Source organism: Ignavibacteriota bacterium, assembly GCA_016707525.1.
Taxonomy (GTDB): domain Bacteria; phylum Bacteroidota; class Ignavibacteria; order UBA10030; family UBA6906; genus JAGDMK01.
Genome location: JADJHP010000011.1, coordinates 188517 through 213488, shown reverse-complemented (window position 1 = coordinate 213488; position 24972 = coordinate 188517). Strand labels below are relative to the sequence as shown.

At 58.2% G+C, this 24972-nt stretch carries 23 protein-coding genes and 1 pseudogene; 2 read left to right on the top strand and 22 right to left on the bottom strand.

Annotation, left to right across the window (positions count from 1 at the left end; translation table 11 throughout):
- Positions 1-21: 21 nt before the first annotated feature.
- Entirely contained in the window at positions 22-687 is a 666-nt protein-coding gene (locus IPI01_17440) for a TfoX/Sxy family protein (GenBank protein MBK7259549.1), read from the bottom strand.
- Between the two features lie 265 nt (positions 688-952).
- On the opposite strand from IPI01_17440, the gene IPI01_17435 reads away from it, so the two are divergent.
- Positions 953-1927: a T9SS type A sorting domain-containing protein gene (locus tag IPI01_17435; GenBank protein MBK7259548.1), complete on the top strand. Its 975-nt coding sequence runs from the start codon at positions 953-955 to the stop codon at positions 1925-1927.
- Positions 1928-1987: 60 nt separating this feature from the next.
- Here IPI01_17435 and IPI01_17430 read toward each other — a convergent pair whose 3' ends face one another.
- The 8 genes from IPI01_17430 to pabB all read right to left on the bottom strand — a co-directional run bounded on the left by IPI01_17430 (position 1988) and on the right by pabB (position 8472).
- Entirely contained in the window at positions 1988-2803 is an 816-nt protein-coding gene (locus IPI01_17430; protein MBK7259547.1) for a hypothetical protein, read from the bottom strand.
- 88 nt (positions 2804-2891) lie between these two features.
- A complete protein-coding gene (locus IPI01_17425; GenBank protein MBK7259546.1) occupies positions 2892-3344 on the bottom strand; it encodes an SRPBCC family protein in 453 nt (150 codons plus the stop codon).
- A 145-nt stretch (positions 3345-3489) separates the two neighbouring features.
- Positions 3490-4434: a HipA domain-containing protein gene (locus tag IPI01_17420; GenBank protein ID MBK7259545.1), complete on the bottom strand. Its 945-nt coding sequence runs from the start codon at positions 4432-4434 to the stop codon at positions 3490-3492.
- A gap of 8 nt (positions 4435-4442) precedes the next feature.
- Positions 4443-4769 carry a HipA N-terminal domain-containing protein gene (locus tag IPI01_17415; GenBank protein MBK7259544.1) on the bottom strand — a complete coding sequence of 109 codons (327 nt, stop codon included), beginning with the start codon at positions 4767-4769 and terminating at the stop codon, positions 4443-4445.
- On the bottom strand, positions 4762-4980 hold the full coding sequence (locus tag IPI01_17410) for a helix-turn-helix transcriptional regulator (GenBank protein MBK7259543.1): 219 nt from the start codon (positions 4978-4980) through the stop codon (positions 4762-4764). The genes IPI01_17415 and IPI01_17410 overlap by 8 nt, the downstream gene beginning before the upstream one ends.
- Positions 4981-5207: 227 nt before the next feature.
- Positions 5208-5750, bottom strand: a complete 543-nt coding sequence (locus IPI01_17405) for a GNAT family N-acetyltransferase (GenBank protein ID MBK7259542.1) — start codon at positions 5748-5750, stop codon at positions 5208-5210.
- A 143-nt stretch (positions 5751-5893) separates the two neighbouring features.
- Entirely contained in the window at positions 5894-6415 is a 522-nt protein-coding gene (locus tag IPI01_17400) for an N-acetyltransferase (protein ID MBK7259541.1), read from the bottom strand.
- A 266-nt stretch (positions 6416-6681) separates the two neighbouring features.
- Entirely contained in the window at positions 6682-8472 is a 1791-nt protein-coding gene (pabB, locus tag IPI01_17395; GenBank protein ID MBK7259540.1) for an aminodeoxychorismate synthase component I, read from the bottom strand.
- Positions 8473-8862: 390 nt separating this feature from the next.
- Between pabB and IPI01_17390 the strand changes: the two genes are divergently transcribed.
- Positions 8863-10149, top strand: coding sequence for a serine hydrolase (locus tag IPI01_17390; GenBank protein ID MBK7259539.1), 1287 nt, complete (start codon positions 8863-8865; stop codon positions 10147-10149).
- 166 nt (positions 10150-10315) lie between these two features.
- Here the strand turns inward: IPI01_17390 and IPI01_17385 are convergent, their stop codons facing one another.
- From IPI01_17385 to IPI01_17325, 13 genes and pseudogenes are all read right to left on the bottom strand, one after another.
- Positions 10316-10543, bottom strand: a complete 228-nt coding sequence (locus tag IPI01_17385; protein ID MBK7259538.1) for a hypothetical protein — start codon at positions 10541-10543, stop codon at positions 10316-10318.
- 759 nt (positions 10544-11302) lie between these two features.
- Positions 11303-11851 (bottom strand): plasmid pRiA4b ORF-3 family protein, encoded by a 549-nt coding sequence (locus tag IPI01_17380; protein MBK7259537.1) that lies wholly within the window; start codon positions 11849-11851, stop codon positions 11303-11305.
- Positions 11852-11943: 92 nt separating this feature from the next.
- On the bottom strand, positions 11944-13860 hold the full coding sequence (locus IPI01_17375) for a glycoside hydrolase family 97 catalytic domain-containing protein (GenBank protein MBK7259536.1): 1917 nt from the start codon (positions 13858-13860) through the stop codon (positions 11944-11946).
- A 37-nt stretch (positions 13861-13897) separates the two neighbouring features.
- Positions 13898-14398, bottom strand: coding sequence for a DinB family protein (locus IPI01_17370; protein MBK7259535.1), 501 nt, complete (start codon positions 14396-14398; stop codon positions 13898-13900).
- A gap of 231 nt (positions 14399-14629) precedes the next feature.
- Positions 14630-15250 carry a hypothetical protein gene (locus IPI01_17365; protein ID MBK7259534.1) on the bottom strand — a complete coding sequence of 207 codons (621 nt, stop codon included), beginning with the start codon at positions 15248-15250 and terminating at the stop codon, positions 14630-14632.
- Positions 15247-16221, bottom strand: a complete 975-nt coding sequence (locus tag IPI01_17360) for an ADP-ribosylglycohydrolase family protein (protein ID MBK7259533.1) — start codon at positions 16219-16221, stop codon at positions 15247-15249. The genes IPI01_17365 and IPI01_17360 overlap by 4 nt, the downstream gene beginning before the upstream one ends.
- A gap of 118 nt (positions 16222-16339) precedes the next feature.
- On the bottom strand, positions 16340-16735 hold the full coding sequence (locus tag IPI01_17355) for a DUF488 family protein (GenBank protein MBK7259532.1): 396 nt from the start codon (positions 16733-16735) through the stop codon (positions 16340-16342).
- An 82-nt stretch (positions 16736-16817) separates the two neighbouring features.
- Positions 16818-17126 (bottom strand): hypothetical protein, encoded by a 309-nt coding sequence (locus tag IPI01_17350; GenBank protein ID MBK7259531.1) that lies wholly within the window; start codon positions 17124-17126, stop codon positions 16818-16820.
- A 1-nt stretch (position 17127) separates the two neighbouring features.
- Positions 17128-17379 carry a hypothetical protein gene (locus IPI01_17345; protein MBK7259530.1) on the bottom strand — a complete coding sequence of 84 codons (252 nt, stop codon included), beginning with the start codon at positions 17377-17379 and terminating at the stop codon, positions 17128-17130.
- A gap of 190 nt (positions 17380-17569) precedes the next feature.
- Positions 17570-18040, bottom strand: coding sequence for a prolyl oligopeptidase family serine peptidase (locus IPI01_17340; protein ID MBK7259529.1), 471 nt, complete (start codon positions 18038-18040; stop codon positions 17570-17572).
- Between the two features lie 959 nt (positions 18041-18999).
- A pseudogene (locus IPI01_17335) lies at positions 19000-22206 on the bottom strand (type I restriction endonuclease subunit R).
- Positions 22207-22216: 10 nt separating this feature from the next.
- The gene (locus IPI01_17330; GenBank protein MBK7259528.1) at positions 22217-22966 is read right to left on the bottom strand and encodes an ATP-binding protein; all 750 of its coding nucleotides are present in this window, start codon (positions 22964-22966) and stop codon (positions 22217-22219) included.
- 4 nt (positions 22967-22970) lie between these two features.
- Complete coding sequence (locus IPI01_17325) at positions 22971-24941, bottom strand: hypothetical protein (protein ID MBK7259527.1); 1971 nt, start codon at positions 24939-24941, stop codon at positions 22971-22973.
- Positions 24942-24972 lie beyond the last annotated feature (31 nt).

Genomic DNA, 24972 nt, shown 5'->3' with positions numbered 1-24972 from the left:
GTGTGATATCGACAGGTTCCGTCATCGGCGGGAGGACTTCTTTGTCTTCACGTTCTTCTTCGTGGTGGTGGTCGCGATTTTCCCACCAGCCTTCGTTGTGGTCTTCTTCAGTGTCTTCTTTGGGGTCTTCTTCAGGGTCTTCTTTGGGGGGGTTTTCTTTGTGGTCTTCTTTGGAGTCTTCTTCGAAGTTGTCTTTGAAGAGTTCTTTGAAGTGCTCTTTGAACTCTTCTTCGTGGTCTTCACTGCGCTCTGCTTTGGGGCTTTCTTCGCGCCTGTTGCCGCCTTTTTCTTCGCGTTTTGGGGGCTGCTCTTCGTCGCCGGTCTGGCTGCGGGCGGCTTCGCACCAGCAGGCTGCGTAGCATCCTTGTTCTTGCTTTTCCTTGTGGGCATCGACACTTCCCGCTCCGTGATGCGGATGAGTTCCGTCAGCCACGCGCGGTCTTCCAGCTTGTCCTCGATGAGGAAGCTCGGCTTCGCGCCGGTATAGGCCGGAGCTTCCACGGGCGTGCCGATGAATGCCCTGCCGGCATCCGTCGGCTTCACGAACAGCTTGTTGTCGCAGATGAGTCCGACCACTTTCTCATTACAATAGAGTGCGTATTCGCCGAACATGTAGCGCGAGGTGATCGCGCCGGCGCCATTGACCTGATCGACGACGAACTGGACGAAGCTGGCATCGGATGCCATCGAAGCGCTCCTTATCCTATGAATGGGGTTCCGGGGGGAAGTACCTCTACATGATATGCGGATGCACGAGAAAGTCAACCGGACAATGCCTCCGGATCATGCCGGTTGCCACGAGGGGGATCTCCGGCGGAATGGGGGGATTCGCCGTCTCATCCGTTCTCCTCTATATGCGCCTGTCACGGCCAGATCGGAGGGCGCGGGGGCGTACTGCCCGGACCCGTGCAGATCATTTCTATTCAAAAGAAAGCGAGGGGAGGACGGAACGATGTCTATAAGAATGTGGATGGTGTTGGTGGCCATTGTATCGCTATCGGCGGTCCCTGCTGGTGCGCAGACCCATCTTTTCACTTTTGAAAGCGGGCTGGACGGATGGACCTGTGACTTTGCAGACTATCCCGTGACCGACTCGCTTTTCTATGAGTTGTCGTGGGGGCATGCGGCGCTTCCCTGGCCCTTGAGCACTGCGGATTCCACCATCAGGATCTCGGGGAACAATCACAGTGACGATCTGTTCATGTTCCTCAAGAAGAGGATCACGGGACTCACCCCGCACCATGCGTATCGGGTCACGATCACGGTGGATGTTGCCTCGCGCTACCCAACCAATGCTGCCGGCGTGGGAGGCGCCCCCGGGGAGGGGGTGGTATTCAAGGCCGGTGCGGTGATGGATGAACCTATGAAGGTCCAGGATGGTGGCAACTACAGGATGAACATCGATAAGGGCGACCAGTCGCAGCGCGGCGCTGACATGGACACCATTGGCCATGCGGGTGTGACCGACACCACGACCGCGTACACGATGATCCGGCGGACCAACGCCGCGCATCCATGCACGGTCACCGCCGATGCCTCCGGCGCGGTCTGGATCTGCATCGGCACCGACTCGGGGTTCGAGGCAACGACGACGTTGTACTTCGATCGCATCACCGTGATCTTCGACGCAGCCACGGATGTGAAGGACCCCCGTGGTCTCCCGGCGGATCATCGACTTGGATACAACTATCCCAACCCATTCAACCCGCTGACCATGATCCCCATCGATCTTGCCGCCGACGAGCATGTGGACCTGCGCGTGTACGATATGATCGGGAGAGAAGTGGCGGTGCTGATCGATGGCATGATGGCGGCGGGAAGAAGAGACGTACCCTTCAATGCGACGGGACTTGCGTCGGGGGTGTACATCTATCGTATGAGCGCAGGGAGAGTACAGCTCGCGCGGACGATGGTGATGGTGCGGTGATCACTCCGCGGCGGTGAGGAAAGCTTCCGCTTCGAACCCGGCCAGCGTCGTGGATCGATCTCAGTGATTCACGTGTGCCTTGAACTCTTCAATGAACGCCTCGAATTCCATCCCATAGACGTCCTGGAACAATGCATCGTGCCGATAGGTGCTCAGGAGTCCGCTCATGTACCGGCCGAACTTCTCCTTCCCATGCTGTTCGATGAGATGATCGACGAGACAGGCGAATTCCGAGTAGGCGAACGTGCTCCGGTACGGCACCGTGAGCTGCAGGCCATCCTCCCGGGAGGTTCCGAACCAGTCCGGCGGCACGAAATTCCCCTTCCGGATAAGTCTGTATGTTTCTTCCCTGGATGGATACCAGGATGTTCCCATCTGTCGGGCGTTGTACACCGCAACGCCCTCCATGAACCAGGAGGGGAAGCAGCAGTAGGCATTCACTGCGTCCATGTGCTGGTACAGAAGGGTGTGCGACAGCTCATGGCTGAGGTAGATCTCCATCGAAATGGTCCCTTCGTGTGCCTCCCGCACTGCCCACGGCGAGACGACAAGCGAGCCATTCGGATACGCACAGAACCTTGCCCGGGTCGTCGACCGGCGGAGGTAGGACGACGAGTCTGCGAAGATCAGGATATGGGGTCGCGCAGTGAAGGTGAGGCCATGTGCCTGTTCAACGCCGACGATGAGGGAGTCGATCTCCGCGAACCTGGCGAACGGAGACCCCTCCTCCACAGAAACAACGGCCCGTGCCAGGTCGTGGCGTGTGAAACCTGGCCTGACGGGAGAGTACGGAAACAGCTTTCCCCACACGAGCTGGTAGGAGATGACCAGCAGCAGAACCAGCAGGACTCCTGCGGGGAGCGTTCTACGGAGCATTCGAGCGTTCATAGGATGTGCTGCCGCCTTTGCGGGTGCGATTGTATTCCATTCTCCCGGGGCGTGAAAGGTGGTTTGGAGGTGAACTTCACTGGATCACCGCCAGCTCAGCTTCCAGGCGGTCCAGGTTCTCTTCATTCTTACCCTGGACGAACGCGATGATCTTTGCACGTTCCTCCGTGGTACGAAAGCGCATCGTCCACGTCAGATCAGTGTTTCCGCCGGGTGCCTCATCGAAGCGAGCAATGATATGAAAGTACGGTGGCGAGACATGTTCCCATGCGATGAAGCCGGGTGGTTCGATCCGGATGAAGGTGCATTCGTTATTGTAGTTGCCACCTTCGGGGCCATGCATCACGAAGCGCCACTTGCCGCCCGGACGCAGATCGTACTCGGAGAACGTGTTCGTGAAGCCTTTGGGACCCCACCACCGTGCGAGGTGCTCCGGCTCGGTCCATGCGCGGAACACGCGTTCACGCGGAGCGTGCAGCACTCGCGTCGTGACGATGTCTTTCCCCTCTCCACCCTCCAATATCTCCATGCTTTCGCCTCAGAAGTTAGGCATCGTTCTGTGGTGTGCTGCGATGTGGCCCGGAGTCTTTGCCGATCGCGCCCTGGTACCGCTGCAGGTCTAGGAACGCCGGGTGATGGGCATATCCATGTGCCGGCAGGGTTGAACAATGTGTTCAGATCCCAAGCCGGGAGCTGCGCTCTGCCAGAAGGCTGCGGTATCGGGACTTGTCCTCCCTGTTCAGAAAACTTGTGTCGATCAAGGCATGAGCCTCCGGCATGAGATCGTGAAGTTCCTGGAGCGTGTTGCCATACACATTCGCCGGAATGTTCAGGGTGTTTGCCAGGGCGGCAAAGTCGTCGCTACGAAGTCTACTCTTCTTTCCGTTGATCGCGAGTGCGGACTCCTCTGTGTCTTCGGGTAAGACAAGCGTTGTTGAGACCACATCGTAGGCAGGAGCAAGACCGACAGTGCCGTCGGCTGCATGCAGGAGAGAGAAATTCTTCAGGTGCATATCTGCGTTGCCGGTAAGGAAGCAGGCGAGACTGAGACGGAGAAGCTCCACCAGATCGAAGCCCGGATTGTCGGAGTACCGCTGTATTCTCTTTCCGACCTGTTCAAGCGATCCCTTGTACTTGTCTTCGGTGAGCCGTTCCGTGAGTTGACACATGTCTTCCATGTGCAGCTTCAGACCGCCATGACGGTCAACGCGCCGGGTCAGATAGGCAAGTTCCCCCGTAGCGATACGGATAAGCGTGTGGGGGACCGTCCGCAGTTTGAACGCGCCCGCGATGTGCATGCTCAGGTCTTCGATCTCCGGCAACGAGGAATAGTCCGTAGTCGGAGGCTTCAAAACGTACCGCCCCCACATGCCAACGATCGTAAGTCGTTTTCTCTTGTGCGCCCCGGCAGCTGCCGTCAGATCCACCGAGAGTTTCGCCTGGACCCCTGTGATGCTCACACTGCTCCTGATAACCTCTTGTGCAAGCTCGTGCATCTGCTGCAGTTCATACGGGAACTCCGGCGGATCAGGCGTCCCAAAAAATCTCCGGCTGCATGCAGGATGGAAGTCCCCTTCCGGTATCGGCTCATAACACGCCAAACACCTCCGATCGGTCATGGATGCGGTCATGCTTCCTCATTGCGCTGAACGCTCACCGCGCCGATGCAATCCTTGCAGCAGGCAAGGAGGAGTCCCATCCTGTCCCGGGAATCGAGTTTCCAGTTCTTCTGTGCGACATCGAGGAGCCATCCTTCCGGGATCAGACCATCGAAGAATGGAAGCATCGTACGGCTGAGATATTCTTCTTCACGCAACGGAAGTGTCAGGCTTACTGGTTTCGAATCCGGGGCCTTCACATAGCCTGGATCATACACGAAGTGATACCCACGCTCGTCTTCGACGATCTGTCCGGCACGCGCTTCTCTGAAATAGACGATCCCGGTCCTACTCATCGCTCGGTTCCTGCATTGACCGTACTGGACCCAACTCGTGACCGAAGAGGGCGAGCACCTGATTAACCTTGTCCACGCGCAGGGTCTTCTTCCCTTGCTCCAGGTCGCGCACGAAACGGAGTCCAACGCCTGCGCGGAGCGCAAGGTCCTCCTGTGTCATACCTAACGTCTTGCGACGCGATTTTACGAATGTGATAAGCGGGTTATCCATGTGAAAGCAATATATACCCTTAAGGGTATAAAAGTCAAGTTTGTATAGAAGACAATACCCTAAAGGGTATAATATAGAATACGGAAGTAATTATTATACCCTATAAGGTATATTCTTAAGCACAATACACGACAAGAAAAATCATCAGCGTATGAAGGACTCCTGCGCCGAATAGTCCGCCGGTTAATCAAAAGACCAGTTGGTGCTCCATCCTTGTCTCTTCCAGTTCAAGGAGCAGTAGCATTCCGTTCCCTCCCATACCGAACCGTCCCCTCTTCACTCCCGGGACCTTCCAACATAAACCCATTCTTCTCCAACACCCTGATCGAACCCACATTGGACGGATACGTATGAGCGATGACGCGAGTAGTGCGGACATCGGTAAAGGCATGTTGCACGAGCGCGGCCACCATCTCGGTGGCGATCCCCCTCTTGCCGAACGCGGGAACAACCGAGTAGCCGATCTCCACCTTGTTCTCTTCATCAGGCGGACCCGTATACCCTCCCGCGGCAACAAGATGCGGCATCGCACCGGGCGCAGGTTCACCCTTCAACAACGCGTACCATGCGAACCATCCGGCGGCCTCGGGCTGCGCCTTCAACCGGTCGAGGAGCCAGCGGATGGCGTTCTCATCGTACTCCCCCGGCGGCCATCCGTCGGGAACCTGCGCACCAAGAGCTACACCGAGTTGTTGCGGAGACACCAACTCCATCTCCAGAAGTGCTGTCGTCGACGCGATCAGCTCCAACCGTGGCGACGTGATACGCATGAGGCCGGAGGCTGGATCGGGCCTTGCATCGGACGCAGGGCTGGATGATTGACCGGACATTGCGCCGGGCGCCGTGCTTGATGCCGGCCTGGACGTTGAGTCAGACGTTGGGCCAGATGTTGCATCGAATGTCATCCCGTCATTCATGACTGCGGACCTGTGACAGCGAAGGCATCGTGGAACCGTACAGTCCCCTGTGGCACCGGGCCTTCGAATGCAAGTGCGAAGAAAACCTCCGGCGGAACGCCTTCGTGCGAGAGATCCGGCGTATTCTCGAACCCGAACTGGCGATAGTACTCCGGATGTCCGACGAGACAGCACCCTTTCGCACCGATCTTCCGGAGCCGTGCGAGCCCATCATTGATCAGCGCCTTGCCGATCCCCTGTCGCTGGAGTTCCGGCAGCACGGACACAGGTCCGAGCCCGTACCAACCGGCCGTGCCATCGGAAGTAGTGATGGGCGAGAAGGCGATATGTCCGACCACGCGGCCATCCTGCTCGGCAACGAGGGAGATGGTGAGCGCACCGGCGGCGCGCAGCGCGTCAACGATGAAGTGCTCCGTCTGTTGACTGACCTCCATTGTTTTAAATGCGGCGATGGTCACGTCGGTGATGGCGGCATGGTCGGTGGTGGACTCGGGTCGGATAGTTGTCGTTGTGTTCATGATCTCTGGTTTGAATTGAAGAACTGTGGGGGGAAGCGACTGCAACAGATACCTGTCGCGAACGACATCATGCTATGATCCAGATACGCCTGGATGCACGACGCGTTGAACATCTCCGCAGTACACCCTTGCGTTATACATATTGAATGTATCAGTTGCATTTTGTATATGCCACAAGGATCCATTGCCGCCGTTCCGCTACGCACCGCCGGTCGCGGCACATGCCCGGATGCTCCTGGGTGCCGGCCGCATCCGCGTTTCGCCGGTTACACACCCCGATCCCGTCCGGGCCCATTTCCTGCCCTGCGGATGCGCACCCGTTGCATCCCCCGTACAGAGTTCAGAAGGTGAATGTCCGGACTTCTGAGCACCTCGTCGATCGTCAGGACCCTCTCCCGCAGAAGCCCCTGCTCGAGCATCATTGCACGCTGTGTTCCCTGCAAGAGTCCGCTTCGCACAGGCGGCGTATACAGTATGCCACCGATCTCCACGGCGATGTTCGCGACCGTTGTCTCGGTCACCTCTCCGGCTTCGTTGAACAGGAGAACGTCGTCGTTGCCCGGACAGGCTTTGACCGCCGCCTCATACACTACGCGCCGCGTGGTCTTATGATAGAGAAAGACGTCGTTCCTGTCGATCGGGCCCGCCGCCAGCACGATGTCCCGGAACCGCAACGCCGCCGCATCCACCGGCACCGCTTCGCAACGGGCATGCCCCAGGCGTGAGACCAGCAGGCGGACCCTGTGAGACCTGGCTGCGAGTCCTGCAGCGAACACTGCCAGCTCATCCCGCACTTTTCGGGGATCGAACGCGAAGTTGAAGAACGCCGCCGAGTGGGAAAGGCGGGTCAGGTGATACTCCAGAAGCGCATAGCCGGTACCGGGTGACCACAGCATGGTCTCCAGAAGATCGAAGTCCCGCGGGAGGGACGCAAGCGCTTTTGTCTTTGTCAGACTCTCTTCGTACTCGCCCGCCGCCGTGGAGTCCCACACCACTCCGCCTCCCACACCGTACTCCACGTGACCGGTGGGCCGGTGCATCAGCACCGTACGAATGGCGACATTCAATTGCGCCTGCCTGTCGGGAGCGATGAATCCGATCGTGCCTGTGTAGATGCGCCTCGGATCGGATTCAAGATCCGTGATGATCTCCATCGTGCGACGCTTTGGCGCGCCCGTGATGGAGGCAGGAGGGAACGTTGCCTGCAGTATCCGGTCCAGCGGCTCGTCCGTCCGCGCAACCACGGTCGACGTCAACTGCCATACCGTCGGATACTGTTCGGGAGTGAACAGGTGAGGGACCTGTACGGTGCCATACTGCGCCACCCGTCCGAGGTCGTTGCGGACCATGTCAACGATCATCACATTCTCCGCGCGCTGCTTCTCCGAACTGATGAGCTCATCCTTCTTCGCCTGGTCGTCCTCGTACCACAGCCCGCGGGCCGATGTCCCCTTCATCGGGCGCGACTCGATCCGCGTGCCGTCGATCCGGAGAAAGAGTTCGGGCGATGCGCTGCAGATGGCCCACTCACCGGTATCCACGAACGCTGCGTACGGCGCCTGTCCGTCGCCGGCGATCCGGAGGAACAACTCCCAGGGGTCAGGTTCCGCCGCCGCGCGGAGACGGTACGTGAAATTGACCTGGTAGGTGTCGCCATTCCGGATATGCTCGCGGATGGCGTGGATGCATCGTTCGTATTCCTCGCGGGAGACAGACGGATGCCATGCTATCGAGGGGCCGGACTTCGCAGGTACAATGGGAAGCGAGAGCTCGTTCACTTTATCGAAGAGTCCGAACCAGAGGAGCGGGAACGCGCCATCTTCGCGCACAGGCAACGACGGATCGAACGCGGGGGATGCCTCATAGGAGATGAAACCGGCGGCATACGACCCCTCACGCCGCACGGTCTCCTCGATGTCGCGGATGAGAGGGAGCACCTCCGCGATACGATGGGTCACAAGGATGCGGCGCGGCGATGCGAACTCCAGCCACGTGCCGCTGGCTTCGTCGCGTACAACGACCCGCGCCGGATATGGATCCCTCTGCGCTTCCGTCAACGCACTACTTTCAATGAGACTTTCATTGTATTCGCGGCATACCGGACCACCTCATCCGGCGACCACCAACATAATAAACGAATCCGAACTCCACAATCAAATGGGAGAGTGAACAACACACTGAGATCGCCTCTTCGAGTGATCGCAATGCGCACCACCGGCCTTGTCCGCCATGCGTACCTGGTTCGGGTGCCACAGCCTTGCCCTTAGGGAGGCCGACCCAAGATCCACCCTGCCGAAAGTGCAACATGTCGGGTGAATTCCGCGTCGAATACTATACGAAGACGCCCGCACTCAGACCATCCCGCGGCCTATCGAGGGCGCCGAAGCAGGTCTCGCAACTCAGGCCAATGCAACTCACGATCTGTCTATTGTAGAAGGAGAAGGTGCATGTACTCGGATCATCGCCTCGACCGGAGGAGGTTTCTTGAACTGACGGGCGGCTTCGCCCTACAATCGCTTGTCATGCCGGCTGCCTGGGCCGTATCAACGGCGGATCCGCCGATCGACAACTACTTTGAGGACCTCCTTCGGGAGCAGCATGTTCCGGGCATTGCCGTGGCGATCATCGGACAGCATGGGACCGCGTGGTCCCGGGGATATGGATATGCCGACCTGGCGCTACGGACGGAAATGAGCCCGGAGAAGACCATCATCAACATCGGATCTGTGTCCAAGACCATCACTGCCACGGCGGTGCTTCAGTTATGTGAGCAGGGGAAGCTGTCCCTTACGGAAGACGTCAACACGTGGTTGCCCTTTCCGTTACGCAACCCCCTTCATCCGGAAACGCCGATCACGATATGGCAACTTCTTGTCCATCGCTCATCGATCAAAGATGGTATGGCGTATGGACGCTCCTATGGATGCGGGCCGACGCGTCACGACCTCGGCGAATGGCTGAGGTCCTATCTCTGTCCTGGCGGGGAACGATACAATCCGGATGACAATTTCCACACCTGGGCCCCGGGACAGAGTCGCATTCCACCGAGGCCACGCAGCTACTCGAACATCGGTTTCGGTGTCCTGGGTTACCTGGTGGAACATGTATCAGGGCGGCCGTTTCCTGACTACTGTACCGAGCGTATCTTTGCTTCACTCGGCATGCGCGACACCCATTGGCGTTTGACGAACGTTCCTGCTGCGCGCCATGCTGTGCCGTATTCTTTTGTCGATAGCAGTTTCACCAAACTGCCGGAAGGCTGGTCCGCGTCGGATATGCTGCCCGCAGCCGGCGTTTCCACGGCCTGGCCACCGCCCACGGGTTCACAATTCGCTCACTGCGCGTATGAGTTCGCCACGTATCCTGATGGCGGCTTGCGCACGACGGCGATCGATCTGGCGAGATTCCTGACGGCCTACGTGAACGGTGGACACATCGGAAGGGAACGCATTTTGCGCGAGGAGACGGTGAAGTCGATCCTGACGGAACAGGGGCTAGACGGGTCTCCGGGTCAGGGGTTGGCGTGGAATGCGCGTTCGATCGGAGCAGGACGGGTACTGTGGGGGCATGGCGGCTCGGATCCCGGAGTCCATGCTGCCATGTACTTCGACCCGTCAACGCGTATCGGCATTGTGATCCTCGCCAACACCTCGCAGGGTGTGATCAAAGGGGCATTGGATCAGACATACACGTATTGCGCGGAATATCGCTGGCCATCGGAGGCATGGAAATGAAGAGGGGACACCCTTCCATTCGCGAACACAAAGGCTTGTTCATCTCTTTGGAGTAGCTCGGGATCATGTACTGGAGGGACGGCGATTCGGGGCGACGGGATCACGGGAGGATCCGCATCGTCATTGGAACCCTCTGCATTCTTTCTGAAACGTATCTGAGATGAACCTATCTTCTTCCTGTACCAGCATACCGCCCCCAAAACGCCGATTTCCGCGCATGGGCGATTTCCAGTTCTTTCACGTACTTCGGGTGCGGCTCAAAGCCTTGCCAGGTTTGAACGGATGCTGCGAGCTTGTCGAGTTTCCGAAGATATCGAACGCCATAGACGTAATACTTCGAAATGCCTCTGGTGAGGATGGCATCCAGGAGTGCCCGGTACAGCAGGTTCGTCACAAGAAACATCTCCGCTGTTTCCATGGCGTCGGCGAGTCTCAGAAGGCTTGTGTCCTCCCCCCCCCCCCCCCCCCCCCCCCCCCCCCCGGGGCCCCCCCCCCCCCGGCGGCCCCCCCCCCGGGGGGGGGGAGTGTCCCCCCCCCCCCCGAGAAGGCCCCCCCCCCGCCCCCCCCCCCCGGCCGCGCCCCCCCCCCCCGTGCCCCGGGCCCGCTTATGAATATCAAGGGCAACGCCGATGCGTATCCACGAAGGATCTCTTCCGGAATCGCCCCAGCGCCGGACCCCCCGAGACCCGGGCCCCGGCCCCCTTGGCGCCCGCCCCCCGCCCCCCCCCGCCCGCAGGCAGCGATCGTGAACACATTGCCCACGCTCCCGTCGGAATCATCGCAGGCATTCATGATCGCTGCATCCGCTTCGAAGAACAGGCACGTTTCTTCAACACCCTCCGGGCCAGGAAGCCGTGCATCAAAGAGGCAGACCAGGAGTTCCGCAATTTCATCTGCGTACGGTCCTGATTCGGCGTACCGCACGAAACGCTTTCGACGTTTCGCACCGGCAAGTCCCCTCTTGAAACGCGAAAGCGCATGGGCAGGAGATGCAGCAGGCGGCAGGTCATCATGGTAGCCGGCAAATCCGAGAAGCGATCTTCTCAGGGCCTCTTCCGGCCCAGTCGGAGGGTTGGGGTGCATGGTCAAGTTTCGATGTCGCATGACAGATCGGTATGCTCAGTATCCACAGTGCCTGGGTGATCGATAGTGACTACTTCCGCTGACGATCCCACTGCGCCCATGCAAAATGGAGAGCGACCGCGTGACGCACGGTCAGGATATCAAGGCGGTCTGGATCATATTCTTTGCCGGCCCACGTCTTCATGTCCTCGTGCTCCGGATGCCGCGGGTTCCGCAGTGCGTCGCGAAGCTCTTCGAAGCCACCTGTTCCACCGCAGTCTTCCGGCGGGCCCCGGCGCTCTCCCGACACAACGTATGGAAGGATCGCACCTTCCTTTGCCGGCCCGATGGATTCAACCGTGACATGGTGATGCCAGTCATCCCCGAAGTCATACTCGTACGTGAATGTCGAGCCCGCCGTAAGGTGCAGCGATGAAAGCCGTGTCCGTTTGGCATCCACGCCATCAGCCTCCTCGCCGGGAGCCTCATACCGCTTTCCACCGATCGTGAACATATAGAGGTGGTAGTCGTACCATTCGAACATCAGTTGGATGACACGATGGAGATCATCGAGGGTCATGGACGCATCGACGATCACCCGCCTCCAGATCAGGGGATCGATCTCTGCGAGGGTGATCATCAGATGGATCTCCTGTCTCGTCTTCGGGAGTCTGGTATCAGACAAACCGTCTGTCACTTTCGTGGCCATCGTGTCATTCTCCGGAGAGATCATCACTTCAGCGGGGTGAGCCGCGCCGCGAAGCCGCCCCGGCGCAGCAGGCGCACATCCACGAGGCTGGATCGCTCGACCGTCAATGTACGAACATCGAACACCGAATCATATGCACCATCTGCGATGAGGGTCAGCGTGTAGCACGTGTTTGCCGGGAGGAACGGGAATGTCAGCGTCTTCGATTTCTCCACCTGTTCCGCATTGAGTCCGCCGATGTACCAATCGTCACCATGGCGCCGGGCCATGATGAGGTCGCGGCCGGGGAAGGCGTCGAGCAGTTGTGTATCGTCCCATGCGCAGGGGAGCGTCTTCAGGAAGTCGCGCACCGTATCGGGGAGGGCCAGGTAGCCCGCCGGGCGGTCCGCCATATGCTGGATCCCGGATTCGAAGACCACACCGAGCGCGAGCTCATGGCCGAACGACGTCGTGTGCGGGTATTGGGAATTCGTGAACGTCACCGGCGTATAGTCCATCGGACCGATCACGTTGCGTGTGAACGGCAGGATCGCGTTGTGTTGCGGAGCGGCCGTCGTGAGGTCCGGGCCGTTGTTGTACCATTCCGCGCCGCGCACCCCTTCGTACGTCATCAGGTGCGGATACGTGCGCGTCCATCCGCGCGGCACCAGGCAGCCGTGGAAATACACCATGATCTCGAATTGCGCCGCATCCTCGAGGATATCCAGGTAGTAGCGGATCATCTCCTGCTTTTCGCTCATGATGAAATCCACCTTCACGCCTGCCACGCCCAGCTTCCGGAGCCAGGCGAACTCCTTTATGCGGTTCTCGTGCGTGCGCATGCGATCGATGGGCGTCATCGTTGCCCACGGTTCCACGCCGCCGTTGTACCACATCAGAGGGGTGATGCCGCGGTCACGGGCGTACTTCACCGCGTCTTCCAGATCACCGCCGTTCGTCATCGCATCCCATTCCCAGTCGAAGAGCGTATAGGGCCAGCCCATCGTCACGGCGAGATCGGTGAACTCGCACACTGTTTTGAAGTCGCGCGTGCCGTGGTTATGCGACCAGTAGTTCCAGGACGCAAGGCCCGGACGGATCCAGTCCGTCTTCCTTAGTATAGACGGCCTCGATACGTCATCGATGAGCGTCGAGGCGGTCACATCCGCGAGTGAGCCCATGATCACCGTACGCCAGGGCGAGTGCCATGGGAGTGTGATCGTTGGGGTGGAAGGGCCCGGGCCATCCTGCTGATCGGGGAACGTCACCTTGTAGCGCGACCGTTCGTTCCTGTTGCTCAGCTTTGTGCCGCAGTAGTTACGATCCAGATCCGCTTCGTGGATGAGGAACCAGACGGACGTGTCGGCGGTGCAGAAGAGTGCCGGCAGCCCCCAGTCCTGCTGGAGCGAATCGCTTGTCAGCGCGGAGTAGAGATTCTCGTTCCCGGGCGTCCAGCGTTCAAGCCAGCGGAGGGCGTTGTGGGGGATCTCGTAGGACGTGAGTTCATCGAGGACGGTCTGCGAACCCTTGCCCCGCAGGAACTCATACCGGAATGTGATACCATCGTTGTAGACGCGGATGCGGACGTCCATGCGCGACCTCTTCACATTCTCGAACGTCGCCACGATCTCCGTCGCGGAGTTCGTGCAGTGCGAGCGCTTCCCGTGGAGGGCGGTGTAGTCTTCGGTGATCGTTGTCGGCGCACTCGTGGAAACGAGGCGAAGGTCTTTGGAGAAGTCCAGATCGCTGCGTGAGAGGCCGAGCGCAATGCGGGGGATGATGACGGTTGATCTGTCAGATCGTTTGGCGCTCACCGTCATGAACCAGGACCCGGCGTCAGCATCGTGTCCGTTCTGCAGGGATATCCCGATGTGATGATCGGGGGAATCGATCGTCGTGGTCTGCGCAAACAGCGGCGCAATTGTCAATGCTGTAAGAAGGAGGAGCGCGGTCGTCTTCATGTCCCTCGGGGGCAGTGGTGTCTGGAATCGATTGTCGTTACTGTTTCGGGCCGCGTGTCTCATCCAGATAGACGAGGTAGTCCGTTGTTGGCGGCACCTCGCCGAGTTGGCGGAGCAACGTGGCGATCTGTCCGCGGTGGTATGCGGAATGGAACGTGAGGTGGTGGACCATATCCTCGAGGCTGTATTCCCAGATCTCCTGTTTCAGATTGGTGTACCGGACGTGTATGCCGCGCATATACGGATCGCCGTTAACGAAGATCTTTGCCTGGACGGCTTCGATCTCTTCCATGTATTTCGCAATGGACTCGGCGGTCGGGAAATCCCGTGGATCGGCGCGTTCCTGGGGTGATGTCCCCTTCCAGCGTTTCGTCCATATCCATTCCGCCCAGACCAGATGCACGAGTGTATCGCGCACCGAGCCGAAGCTCCCACCCATCGGTTTTGTGAACTGGACGGTGTCGAGTTTCGTGACCGCCTCGAGGATCTTGTGATTGGCCCAGCGGTCGTAGGCAAGCAGTTCGGTCAAGGCGATCATATGTTTCCTCCGTCCATGGTGGATGTCCGAATGCCTTCGGGGAGGGAAGCGGTGGCGGCATTCTTCTTTGGTCCCGGCCGATGCCGGAATCACATAAACGTAGCGAATTCGGGGGACTGAGAACAGTACTTAACTCACGTGAATAGCGGAACGTGCTATTCAGAGTTCGTGGCTAAATTTTAATAGCGGCGCCATCGAGCCAGCCAACCTGGTGGCGGGAACGATCGCCGATCAGGTTGCCACCACCGGTGCGTCAGCCGGTGGAAATCCCTTGAACCTCTCCAGAACGATGACAATAGCATACGCTGAAAACACAATTGAGAGTGTCAGGAGGGTCCACGTAGCGGGGCCACCGATTGAGAGAGCGATATGATACAGATCGCCCCGGAAGCCTGAGGCATATCCAATGGTTTCGCATACAAGGTCAAAGGCGGGTCTCAGACACAGCACCATGAACAGGAACCCGATAAGAAACGCGTTTCGGGAGAGTTTCCGTTGAAGGATGTACATGCCAACAGCAATACTCACGAGATCGAGAACGTAGGGCGAGGCGGTCATGATCAACCGGGTCCATTCGCTCGTGAAGCCCTCTGCTCTGATCCATGCCACGGCAGTTTCTCCGAGCCAGAAGCTGGGAATGAGTTTGACATCGAGGATCCGGGCACCAACGAGGTACGCGGCGAGCAGGTGACTCAGCTCATGTATAGGCGCGTAGACGAAATACCACAAGACCGGAATCGTCGACACGCACGCCAACATCGTTTGTTGTTTCCACCTTCCCCTCAGGTAGAGCACGAGGAGAGGAGCAACGACGGTGACGAGTATTTCGAATGTGGTCAGCAGATGGTTCATGAGAGAGTTCTCTCCACATTTGCAGTAGCGGTTCGTACCGTACCCTGACCTGAGACCAGGTGCATCGCGAGATCCAGAGCATCCACAGGCCAGAAGCATGCTGGCCGCGGGTGGTGTACGCCGGGTTGGCCTGCTTCCGGGCGGCAATGGAGGAGGCGTTCCACCCATCGTTGGGGGACGGCATCGAGGCCGTACACCGCGCCCAGGAGTGCGCCGCAGATCGCGGCATTCGTATCGGTATCACCGCCGCGCATCACCGTATCCACCACACCCTCTTCGAGATTGGGAGCGTGGAGCAGTTGCCAGAGGGCGTTGTGGAAAGCGATCAGCACCCAGCCCTGTTGGCGGGTGTATTCTGGGTGTGGATCTCCGGCAGCCGCCTTGATCACGTCGCGGAGGGATCGATCCACATCGAGGTCCGAGGCCCATCCTGCGATGCACTCGTAAAGCGTGCCCGGTTCGGGGCCGGTCTTGATCGCGTGCGCGACCGCCATACTATAGAGTGCATTGACCTGCAGGCACACCGGGTGCTGGTGTGTCAGCGCTGCATCCTGACGCGCCCATTCTGCAACTGATTCGAGGGGGTGGTTGGCGCCGAAGATCCCGAGGGGGCTGATCCGCATCAATGCCCCATTCGCCTGGCTCTCGGGATTCAGGTGACCGTGGAGGGCGGACCGTATCGTAGAGCCGCAGTCGAATGGGCCAGAGTTCAGCCAAAACTTGTATGCCTCGAGAGCCGCGTGGGGATCGTACGTTCCGCGCTCGACCAGCATGCGGGCAAGAAGGAGTGCCATCTCGGAATCGTCCGTCGGCTGGCCGGCGATCGTGTTCCACGTACCGCCGTCGGCGAGATCGCGCACGCCGTTCGGATATGCGCGGCGGATATCCGCGGCTGAACGGAACTCGACAAGGCTGCCGAGCGCGTCGCCGGCGAGTTGGCCGAGGAGGCAGCCCTGAGCGCGGGAGATCACTGCACCCCTCCAGAATCAACTATTGGAATGGGCTTCATACTTCAGTGGTTCATCTGCAAGAATTTCTCAACGTGAACTCTTAAGTATTGCTTAATGATTGGTCTGCGTGAGAGATCCGTCAGACTTTCTTGCTTCCGATGATCTTTGCCAGAATGTGCCGATGACATTGCGTCTGGTCTTCAGCGCAATGACAAAGGAGGGTCACGGAGCCCTTTATCGAAAGGGATTTCAGCAAACGAAGGGTGAACTTTTGTCCATGATTCTTGATGGTTGCATTCCGTCCATCGAAGGAGCCTCCTTCGAAGATCTCCGCGCGATATCTCTTTGCGAACGAAGACCAGGCCATCCGTCCGGTCTGCATCTGTTTTAGAAGCCGCTCGCTCGGAGCAAGATTTGGCATCCAAACGTCGTATCGAGAAGTCGGCATATACCTCCCACGATACCTGGTCACGAGAAGCCGAAGGCCATCTCGCTTTTTGTCAATCGGAGAGAATACGCTCTTTGTTCGAATCATGCTGTTACCTCCTTCCGAACTTCTGCAATTGCTGGATTACTGCCAAGCTCACAAATGAGACTATTCGCACGGCCTCTGCCCCCTACCCGCCACCATAGAGTGTTCCCAATTGGTGATCGCGGTGATATTCAAAGAGTGTCAACTCGATCAGCCTCGTCGGCATCTTGCGTTGGCGTGCATGGTGGCGTAAGATCTGGAGGAATTGATCCCAATGCTGAAAAGAGAACTTCTGCCCTTTGGGATTCGATGGTACCGACCCCAATGTGTGCAGCAATTGCCAGACCCTGATGTCGATCACTCCGTACCTCAATGGATCGGTCAGGGTCATGATCGCTGACGCTGTCGGAATACTGACCCCCTCCAGACTGGTCAGGAGTTCGATCTTTCGCATCTCACTCCTTGTTGCGAAGACCTTTTGCGTGGTCTGTTCGACAACTGTTCCAGAATTCCTCTCGCATCGCCTGGATACCACGAGGGCTCTTCCAATAGCAGATGTCCAGAAACTCGCCCCGTGAAAGCTCCTTGTCAACCCGGACATGTTTCAATCGTTTGATGATCTTTGCGGTCGGAATATCCTCCTCTGCCATAGGCTCATTGGCCAGGAGGTCGGAGAGTGACGCATACGGGATCTTGTCAATTGCCATTGTGAACCTTCGCTACGTACGTGCCGGATGACGGTGATCGACTCACGGCTCGCGGCTCACCTGCGCCGCGAAACGGCTGTGTAATCGCAAACAACCAGAACCTATTACAGGGTCAGTCACAACCTCGGTGCCCCCGACGCCGCGCCAGGGCGTAGATCCCGCCTGCATTTTGGCGGGTTGCAGCCGCTGATTAGGGCGCGGAGGCACCCGACGATCCCTTGTCCTGTCGTAGGAACCAGTCGTAGATGTCCTGACCCGGATAGACCTGCCAGTGGATCTCGTGGCCGACATCAGGTTCCGCCGAAAATCGCAGGTTCCTGTTCCTTCTCTCCAGTCTCTTCACGATTCGCTCCGTCTCCTCGAACGGGACGACGGTGTCCAGCCTCCCGTGGAAGGCCCACACCGGCATGTCAAGCAGTTTGTCAATGTTCTCATCGATGTAACTGAGGGTACTCGTGAAGCCGCTTATCGAGACAACGGCTGCAAATTTCTCTGGATACCGGGCAGCAATGTACCAGGTACCCGAACCTCCCAGGCTCGGCCCGGTCAGATAGACCCTGTCTGCATCGATCCTGAAACTGGTATTTGCTTCCTTGTAGAAGTTCTCAAACCAGTCATCGGTCGACCATCTGAGGTGTTCGGGACACTGAGGGGCGAGCATGATGAACGTGAACTTCCGTCCCCTGTATACCTGATCAGGAATCCCGGATGAGTACAAAGCTTGTTCAGATCGGCACCCCGGTCTGATCCTCCGTGCAGGTAAATGACAAGCGGCCACTTCTTAAGGGTGTCCGCCCCGTAATCGTCCGGGAGGTACGACAGGTATCGATAGCTGACGGACCTGGGATGCTTGTTCATGCCGTGTCGGAACGTCGAAACGAACTGTACGTCCCCAGTGCGCGACCAATACGTGACCTGGCCGTGCAATTGTCCCTTGAGCCAGTGTTCCTCCGCTTCCTTCTGCCCACTCTCATACCAGGACGTGCTCGCGCCGTTTCGTCTCCCCCTCGCGAATCGGCCCTCAAATCTCTTGTGGCCGTTTCGGTACCACTCCGTGTACGGCCCTTCCTTGGTATTCGTGTGGTAGTTGCACTGATACTCCTCCTTCACCCGTTTGTCGAAGGAGCTATAAAGGCATTCATCTGGATCTGTCCACTTTCGAAGTAGTCCCGGACGTGGAACAGATGCGTCCGATCGTCGAAACGGACAACGCGTGTGTATACAATGGTATCACGAATTGAGACGGCGTGGCGCAATGTCAACGAGTCGGGTACCTGAGCGTGCATCAGCTCCAGGCAGAACAACATCGAGAGAAGAGTGACCGTGCGCACTTTATGTCTGGCAAGCTGAACCTCACGAGGTGGGCTCTGCTGAATGAGGTGACGTGTGTATCGCCATCGTCCACGCGATGGAGCCTGGTCCGGCCCGAAGCCCTCGCCGTTGGTGACCGTCGTGTTTTACGGAGATTTCGGACTTCGATCTCTACGTGCATCTGTGCATCAAGCGCCCTAACATCATAACAGGTTGAAGAAACCGCATCGCTAGTTAGGGGTTGGACCCAGGCCGAATCGAATGAGTGTGAGAGTCTGAGATTGCCTGGAAAGAGATGCCATCTCTTTCCTATGACATCCCGCCGTAGATCCCGGCATTCCGCTCCGGGTAGCTCTCATAGATGTGCTCGAATACCGCTGAACACTTCTGACGATAGATCTCCGGCGCGTAGGCCCGCGGGAGGCCTGAGTCAGGTATCTTCGATGGCGAGCTTCAACGCGAGGACGCGCCGCGGCCTTCAGCCGCCGAGTGGAACCAGCAGTTCCTTGAGTCGCGCGAGCAGTTGCCGGGCAACCTTCTTCACCTCATTCCGCTTTTTGGTCGTCAGCTCGGGAGTGGGACGGGTAAGGATGTCGAAGATAACCAATTCTTCTTCGGTCAGGTTCTCACGCACATGCCGCTCCTGCTCCTCATTCAGACTGTTCGAGAGCTTCAGCAATTCATCGAACAGTTCCTGGATATTCCGGCTGCCGGCATTGTAGCTCTCGATCAGTTCCTCAAAGATCTCCGAGAAGTCGGTACGAGTGCGGTTTTGCTGTAAGAGCACTTCCAGTCTGGCGCGGATCGCTGCCTTCAGTGCTTCCAGGTCCGTGTTCCTGTGCTTCGAATCTTTGAACCGCTTCGCAAGAGCCTCGAAGTTGATCTTCGAGAGATCCATTGCCGGTGTTCCGCCATCACGGATGGTGAGTCCGGTGATGGAATCATCCAGTAGCGTGGAGATCTGCCTCAGGATCACGGCAATATCAGGCGGGTCAGGACTGAGTTTTGCCCGAATGGCCGCAGCCAGCGTCACGATCCCGGCCACACGCGGAGCGAGAACTCCAGTGCGGACAGATCGGGCTTAACGGCATGATAAAGCGTGCTCACCAAACGCTCGTGACTGAAGAAATCACGCCGCACATCTTCGGGAGCAATCAGCACATCGATGGCGCGTTCCACCGCCTCCAGCCGTTCCATGCCACCCGGGGGCAGCGCCTCAAGAGCGGTAAGATCCACCTTCTGCCGTGCGCAGAACGATGTGGTCTCCTTGATTGCTTCCCGCAGGGCCACGACCAATTGCTTTTTGTCCTGTATCGGACTCGCACCCCCCTTGCCCGCGCCATAGATCGCCAGCGCCTTCTCCAGCGAGGCGAAGACATTCGCGTAGTCCACGATCATGCCGCTGTGTTTGCCGGGGAAGACCCGGTTCGCGCGGGCGATCGTCTGCATCAGCGTGTGGTTGCGCATCGGCTTGTCGAGGTAGATCGCCGCGCAACCCGGCGCATCGAACCCCGTGAGCCACATTGCGCAGACAAACACCAGGCGCAGCGGGTCTTCGGTGTCCTTGAACTTCTCGTCGAGTCCCGGTTGCGACTCGTTCATCCGCCGGCGATGCGGTTCGATATCGAGGCCAAGCGCCTTCATCTGGGCGATCTCGTTCTGTCCGGGCGAGACGACGACCGCCATATCCGTTGTTGTGAGCACCTTCAGCCGCGCTTTCAGTTCTGCAATGCGCGCATCGCGGCGCGTTTGTTCCACGGTCAGATCTTTGCTGCGTGGGAGATATGCGAGCTCGCCAAGTTCCTTCTGAACCCGATCCGTTTCCGCGGCCCAGTACGCCTGTACCTTGTTGTACATCTTCAGCGCCGTAGCCTTGTCGATGGAGATCACCATCGCCTTGCCAACCGTCCCGCCGAGTGGACTGCGACCGAGGTAGTTCTGCACGATATCCTGAGCCACCGTCTCCAGCCGGTCGTCGCGCGTGATCAGGTGATATTGCCGCCCCAGCACCCGTTCCAGGGCGGTCTCCTGGTCCTCATCGAGGGCTGCATCTTCGATCAGTCGGTAGATATCCTCGTTGAGGTCGGGGTTGATCAGGTGCAGCTCCGGCGTACGGTTCTCGTAGAAGAGCGGCACCGTAGCGCCGTCCTCCACCGACTGTTGGAAGTCGTAGATCGACACGTAATCGCCGAACACCTCCCGGGTACGTTCTTCGCGTGCGATCAACGGTGTGCCGGTGAAGGCCAGGAACATCGCATTCGGCAGGGCGGCCGCATGTTCAACGCAAGGGTGTCGTACTGGCTGCGGTGCGCCTCATCGGTGAAGTACGATAACATCCGTGCGTTCTGTCAGGACCTCCAGCAACTGGAACTTATGGATCAGCGTGAACACGTAGCGGTGATTTCCGCGCAGCAGCTCGCGCAGGTGTGCGCCGCTGACGGCGTGGCACTGGTCGCCCTCGGCCTCGCTCACCGCGCCCACGGTCTTGAAGGTCCTGGCGATCTGCTCGTCTAGCTCCACCCGATCGGTGACGACCACGAAGGTCCAGTTGCCGGCGAGCTTGCGCAATATTTTCTGCGCGAAGAACACCATGGAAAAACTCTTGCCGCTGCCTTGGGTCTGCCAGAACACGCCGCCGCGCCCGTGGCCCAGCTTGCGGGCTTCCAGCATGGATGCGATGGCGTTGTTGACGCCGAGGAACTGGTGGTTCTGACCGAGCACCTTCACCAACCCGGCCTTGTGCTCGGAGAACAGGGTGAAGTTCTCCACCAGGTCGAGCAGACGGGCGCGGTCGCAGGTACCGCGGAGCATTACTTCCAGCGACACGCGGCGCGGCTCGTCCTCGCGCTCAATGCGTTTCCACTCGAAGAAGCGTTCCCAGTCGGCTGTGAGAGAACCTACGCGGCTGTCGGTGCCGTTGCTGGCGATGAGGAAGGCGTTGAACCAGAAGAGCTGCGGAATTTCCTTCTTGTAATGCGTCAGGTTTTCGTCGAAGGCCGACCGCGCCGGCACACCGGGTTTCTTGAGTTCGATTACCACCCAGGGCAGACCGTTGACGAAGCCCACCAAGTCAGGCCGGCAGGTGTAGAGGCTGCCGACGACGCTGAACTGGCTGACCAGCAGGAAGTCGTTCTTCTCCGGGTGTGCCCAATCCACCGCGCGCAGGCGTTCGGTCTTTTGCCCACCATGCTCGCGGTCGGGAATGGAGACCGGGATGCCATCCTTCAGCAGCCGGTAGACCTCGCGGTTGGCGGCCTCCAGGCTCATGGCGGAGCGGTCGCGGACGAGTTCGTCGATCGCGGTTTGGATCGCCTCCGGCGGCAGTCCGGGGTTGAGCGTGGTAAGCGCCGCGCGCAGGCGGTCCACCAGCACCACCTCGCTCTTGGTCTCGCGACCGAGCGTGCCGCCGGGGCCGAAGATCTCTTCCATTGCCGACACCGTCTGCCAGCCAAGCGCGGCAAAAAGCCCGATGGCGGGCTGCTCGACGAGTTGGTCTTCGGTGTAGGCGTGTGACATGGCGTGGATTCTATGCGATACCGTATCTGTGCTCGCGCTTCAGAAACGCTTCAGGACCACCCTCCAAGGCCAGGAGTTTTTCCCGATGCTGCAAATCTTCAATCGTGATACTCTGAATCTTGGTCAGTTTGTCGTTGCCCATTTCCAAACCAAGTATCAACTCCGCGTCACCGTTGACTACAAAGTTGGCGTTGTGAGTTGCAAAGATGATCTGCCTGTTAAGCTTTGCCGTCTTGACTAATTCCACGAGGTAGTTAGCAATCAAGGCGCTGTCCAAATGAGCCTCCGGCTCATCGATCACGATAGGCGTATTTCCAAGGAGAATCAGGATTACTATCGCGGTCGTGCATCGTTGGCCAAAAGAGGAACTTTCCACTGGTTTTCCATCGTATGACACCCGGATTCTGCCGAATGCACGATAGTCCATCAGCTTATTCTCGGCCTCTACCTTGAGCAGTGCGAAGTTCAGTGGGAGAGAGAAATAGTCATGCAGCAGCTTTGCAGTCGCCTGCTTCTCTGGGAGTTTCGATACAAACTCTTCTCGCGTCGTCAGATTCGAAAAATCGATGTCATTCAACATGCTTCCCAGGTGGTCGATGCGCGGAGCATTCGTGCCCAGCAGTTCCTGGACGTGCTTCGTCATGGCCTGATCGAACTTTATCTCGTCGAACTCATAGCGCAGTTCAATCGCCTGAACCTCTTTGCCAAGTTCGGACAAGGTCTTGTTCAGAGGTTCGAGCAATCCCGTCACTGCAGTCACACGCTTAGCCGTGGTCGCGCTTAGTGGAGAAAGCTCCAATCTGAGCTGCCAGTTCAGCCTCCTTCACTTTCAGCCCCGGCAACTCCTGTTCAATCTGCGCGACGCGTTCGTTGGCTTTGCCAACGTCTGCCAGGTTCTCCTGTGAGAGGCCGCGCCCCTTCAGAAATGCTTCCAACTTCTGCCTCAAGTTAGCCACTGACTCTGAAAGCTCCGCTTCACGAGCCACAGCAGCCGCAAGATGCGAGCGTCCTTGAATTGGCACAGATATGCCATCGATTGATTTCAGCAGAGCGAAGAACTCGGCCTCGTATGCGTTCGGATTCTCAGTAGGTGGGAAGTTCTGCTTCCCCCGCAGCACGCCAAGCTCGCTGATCAGTGTCTCCAAACGGAAGCGCCAGTTACGCAGGCCTTGGAGCTCCTTGTTCAGGTTTCCTAGCTCAGTATTGATGTTCCGGTATTCTTCGTTTTCAAACGAAGCGATGAGAGTCTGTGCGGTGGCGCGTTCCTTTTCGGCGGTCGCAATCTGCGTAACCAGGGCATCGTGCGCCTTGATCCGGTCAGCCTGGGCACTGGTATCGATCATCGCCGGGAGGAGTTCGGCCTCGACGGCGGCGAGTTTCCCCTCCCTGTCCCGCTTCGCTAGGCGGTTGAAGATCGCCTCGGTGAAGCCAAGCGGGGCGGTGGCGAACTGCTCAATTTCATTTTGCTGAAGAAACTCTACCACCTTCTGTTCAGCGTCACCGTCAATGGACACACAAGAGGCAATTGTGACGGTTTCCGCAGATGTCAGACTGTTTTCGGCAAAGAACTTCGTCTTCCCGGGCTCAAGCTTCTCGTGGATCAGGTTCAGCAGTGTGCTTTTCCCCGAGCCTCTGCCACCTATCAGACATGTGAGGTAGGGGCTAAATGCGACCTCCGTCGTCCCGCGAAGGCAGAAGAGGTCAGGTTGATTGTCGTTCAGGACCTCGCTCACCAACTTCGTGTCGGCGGGGAAGTTCAGCACGACTTTGCGAATGGCGAGAAGGGGTTCAAGCGGCCTGTCGGTAGAAATGGCGACTCGACTCAGAGGTTCGTAAAGTGTTTGCCGGAGACCCTCGAACGTCGGGTCAGCCTTGATCCAAGTGATCCGATTGCTAGGAAACGCCCCGTAATCTGCGATTTTGTGAGCATCGCTACCTGAGATTGCAGGCTTTGGTTTACCTCCCATTGTCTTGAGGAAATTCCCGCAAGAATTTCTGGTTCTTTTCCGTCTCGCGCCCGTGAAAGAGGTCAACATTTTCTGGTTCGCGGGTCTCGAACATGTGCGCCGTTTGCATGAAGTAGTTGTCATCGTGCGGGTGCTTCTCCCAATCGAGCTTCGACAACCCATCGAAGTATCGTAGGGTAGGATTACCAAGCACGTGTCTGGTGGCACTTGCTTAATTGCCGAACGGAGCGACTCGCGTGTCACTAACGCCGTCATGCTTCCAAGTTGAATCAATTTTTGCTCGTCCTTCAGATCGGCTTCCTGAAACCCGTGAACTTGTGCTTTGCTCGGGTCAAGGGTTCGAGCGAATGCAATTAGCGACTCATTGGACAAGGCTCGGTCAATCGCGCCAATACGGAGTGCAGCTTTGAAATCCTGCAACTGTTGCTCGGTCAACGCATCCGAGAGCACAACCTGAATGTTCAGGCGAAAATCCACCGGCGCTTCGATTCGCAGTTCCATACCGGGAAAGATCGTCTTTGGAATCGTGAGGTTACGCGCCGCGAGCCGCGCCCTGATTGCTAGGTATCCGTCGAAAGTCCAGTAGTCCATAATGCCAAAGACGGCGACATCGCTTGCCACGACCTTTTCAATGAGCTCGTCGAGCACCTTGTCTCGGTCTTCGGGAGTGCGTTTCGCGATGTTGATTCCCTCGTTCCAGTGGAATGAAGCAGGTGTGTGGACGTGCAAGTCCCACTTTCGCCAAACTGAGCCTCTCGGGTCGTTCATACTATCGATTCCTTACCGTTTGGTTACGCAA

Bases quoted from the DNA above. Each gene is read 5' to 3' on its own strand.
- IPI01_17440 (MBK7259549.1), bottom strand. From the start codon at position 687: ATGGCATCCGATGCCAGCTTCGTCCAGTTCGTCGTCGATCAGGTCAAT.
- IPI01_17435 (MBK7259548.1), top strand. From the start codon at position 953: ATGTCTATAAGAATGTGGATGGTGTTGGTGGCCATTGTATCGCTATCG.
- IPI01_17430 (MBK7259547.1), bottom strand. From the start codon at position 2,803: ATGCTCCGTAGAACGCTCCCCGCAGGAGTCCTGCTGGTTCTGCTGCTG.
- IPI01_17425 (MBK7259546.1), bottom strand. From the start codon at position 3,344: ATGGAGATATTGGAGGGTGGAGAGGGGAAAGACATCGTCACGACGCGA.
- IPI01_17420 (MBK7259545.1), bottom strand. From the start codon at position 4,434: ATGACCGATCGGAGGTGTTTGGCGTGTTATGAGCCGATACCGGAAGGG.
- IPI01_17415 (MBK7259544.1), bottom strand. From the start codon at position 4,769: ATGAGTAGGACCGGGATCGTCTATTTCAGAGAAGCGCGTGCCGGACAG.
- IPI01_17410 (MBK7259543.1), bottom strand. From the start codon at position 4,980: ATGGATAACCCGCTTATCACATTCGTAAAATCGCGTCGCAAGACGTTA.
- IPI01_17405 (MBK7259542.1), bottom strand. From the start codon at position 5,750: ATGCGTATCACGTCGCCACGGTTGGAGCTGATCGCGTCGACGACAGCA.
- IPI01_17400 (MBK7259541.1), bottom strand. From the start codon at position 6,415: ATGAACACAACGACAACTATCCGACCCGAGTCCACCACCGACCATGCC.
- IPI01_17390 (MBK7259539.1), top strand. From the start codon at position 8,863: ATGTACTCGGATCATCGCCTCGACCGGAGGAGGTTTCTTGAACTGACG.
- IPI01_17380 (MBK7259537.1), bottom strand. From the start codon at position 11,851: ATGATCACCCTCGCAGAGATCGATCCCCTGATCTGGAGGCGGGTGATC.
- IPI01_17375 (MBK7259536.1), bottom strand. From the start codon at position 13,860: ATGAAGACGACCGCGCTCCTCCTTCTTACAGCATTGACAATTGCGCCG.
- IPI01_17370 (MBK7259535.1), bottom strand. From the start codon at position 14,398: ATGATCGCCTTGACCGAACTGCTTGCCTACGACCGCTGGGCCAATCAC.
- IPI01_17365 (MBK7259534.1), bottom strand. From the start codon at position 15,250: ATGAACCATCTGCTGACCACATTCGAAATACTCGTCACCGTCGTTGCT.
- IPI01_17355 (MBK7259532.1), bottom strand. From the start codon at position 16,735: ATGATTCGAACAAAGAGCGTATTCTCTCCGATTGACAAAAAGCGAGAT.
- IPI01_17350 (MBK7259531.1), bottom strand. From the start codon at position 17,126: ATGCGAAAGATCGAACTCCTGACCAGTCTGGAGGGGGTCAGTATTCCG.
- IPI01_17345 (MBK7259530.1), bottom strand. From the start codon at position 17,379: ATGGCAATTGACAAGATCCCGTATGCGTCACTCTCCGACCTCCTGGCC.
- IPI01_17340 (MBK7259529.1), bottom strand. From the start codon at position 18,040: ATGCTCGCCCCTCAGTGTCCCGAACACCTCAGATGGTCGACCGATGAC.
- IPI01_17325 (MBK7259527.1), bottom strand. From the start codon at position 24,941: ATGAACGACCCGAGAGGCTCAGTTTGGCGAAAGTGGGACTTGCACGTC.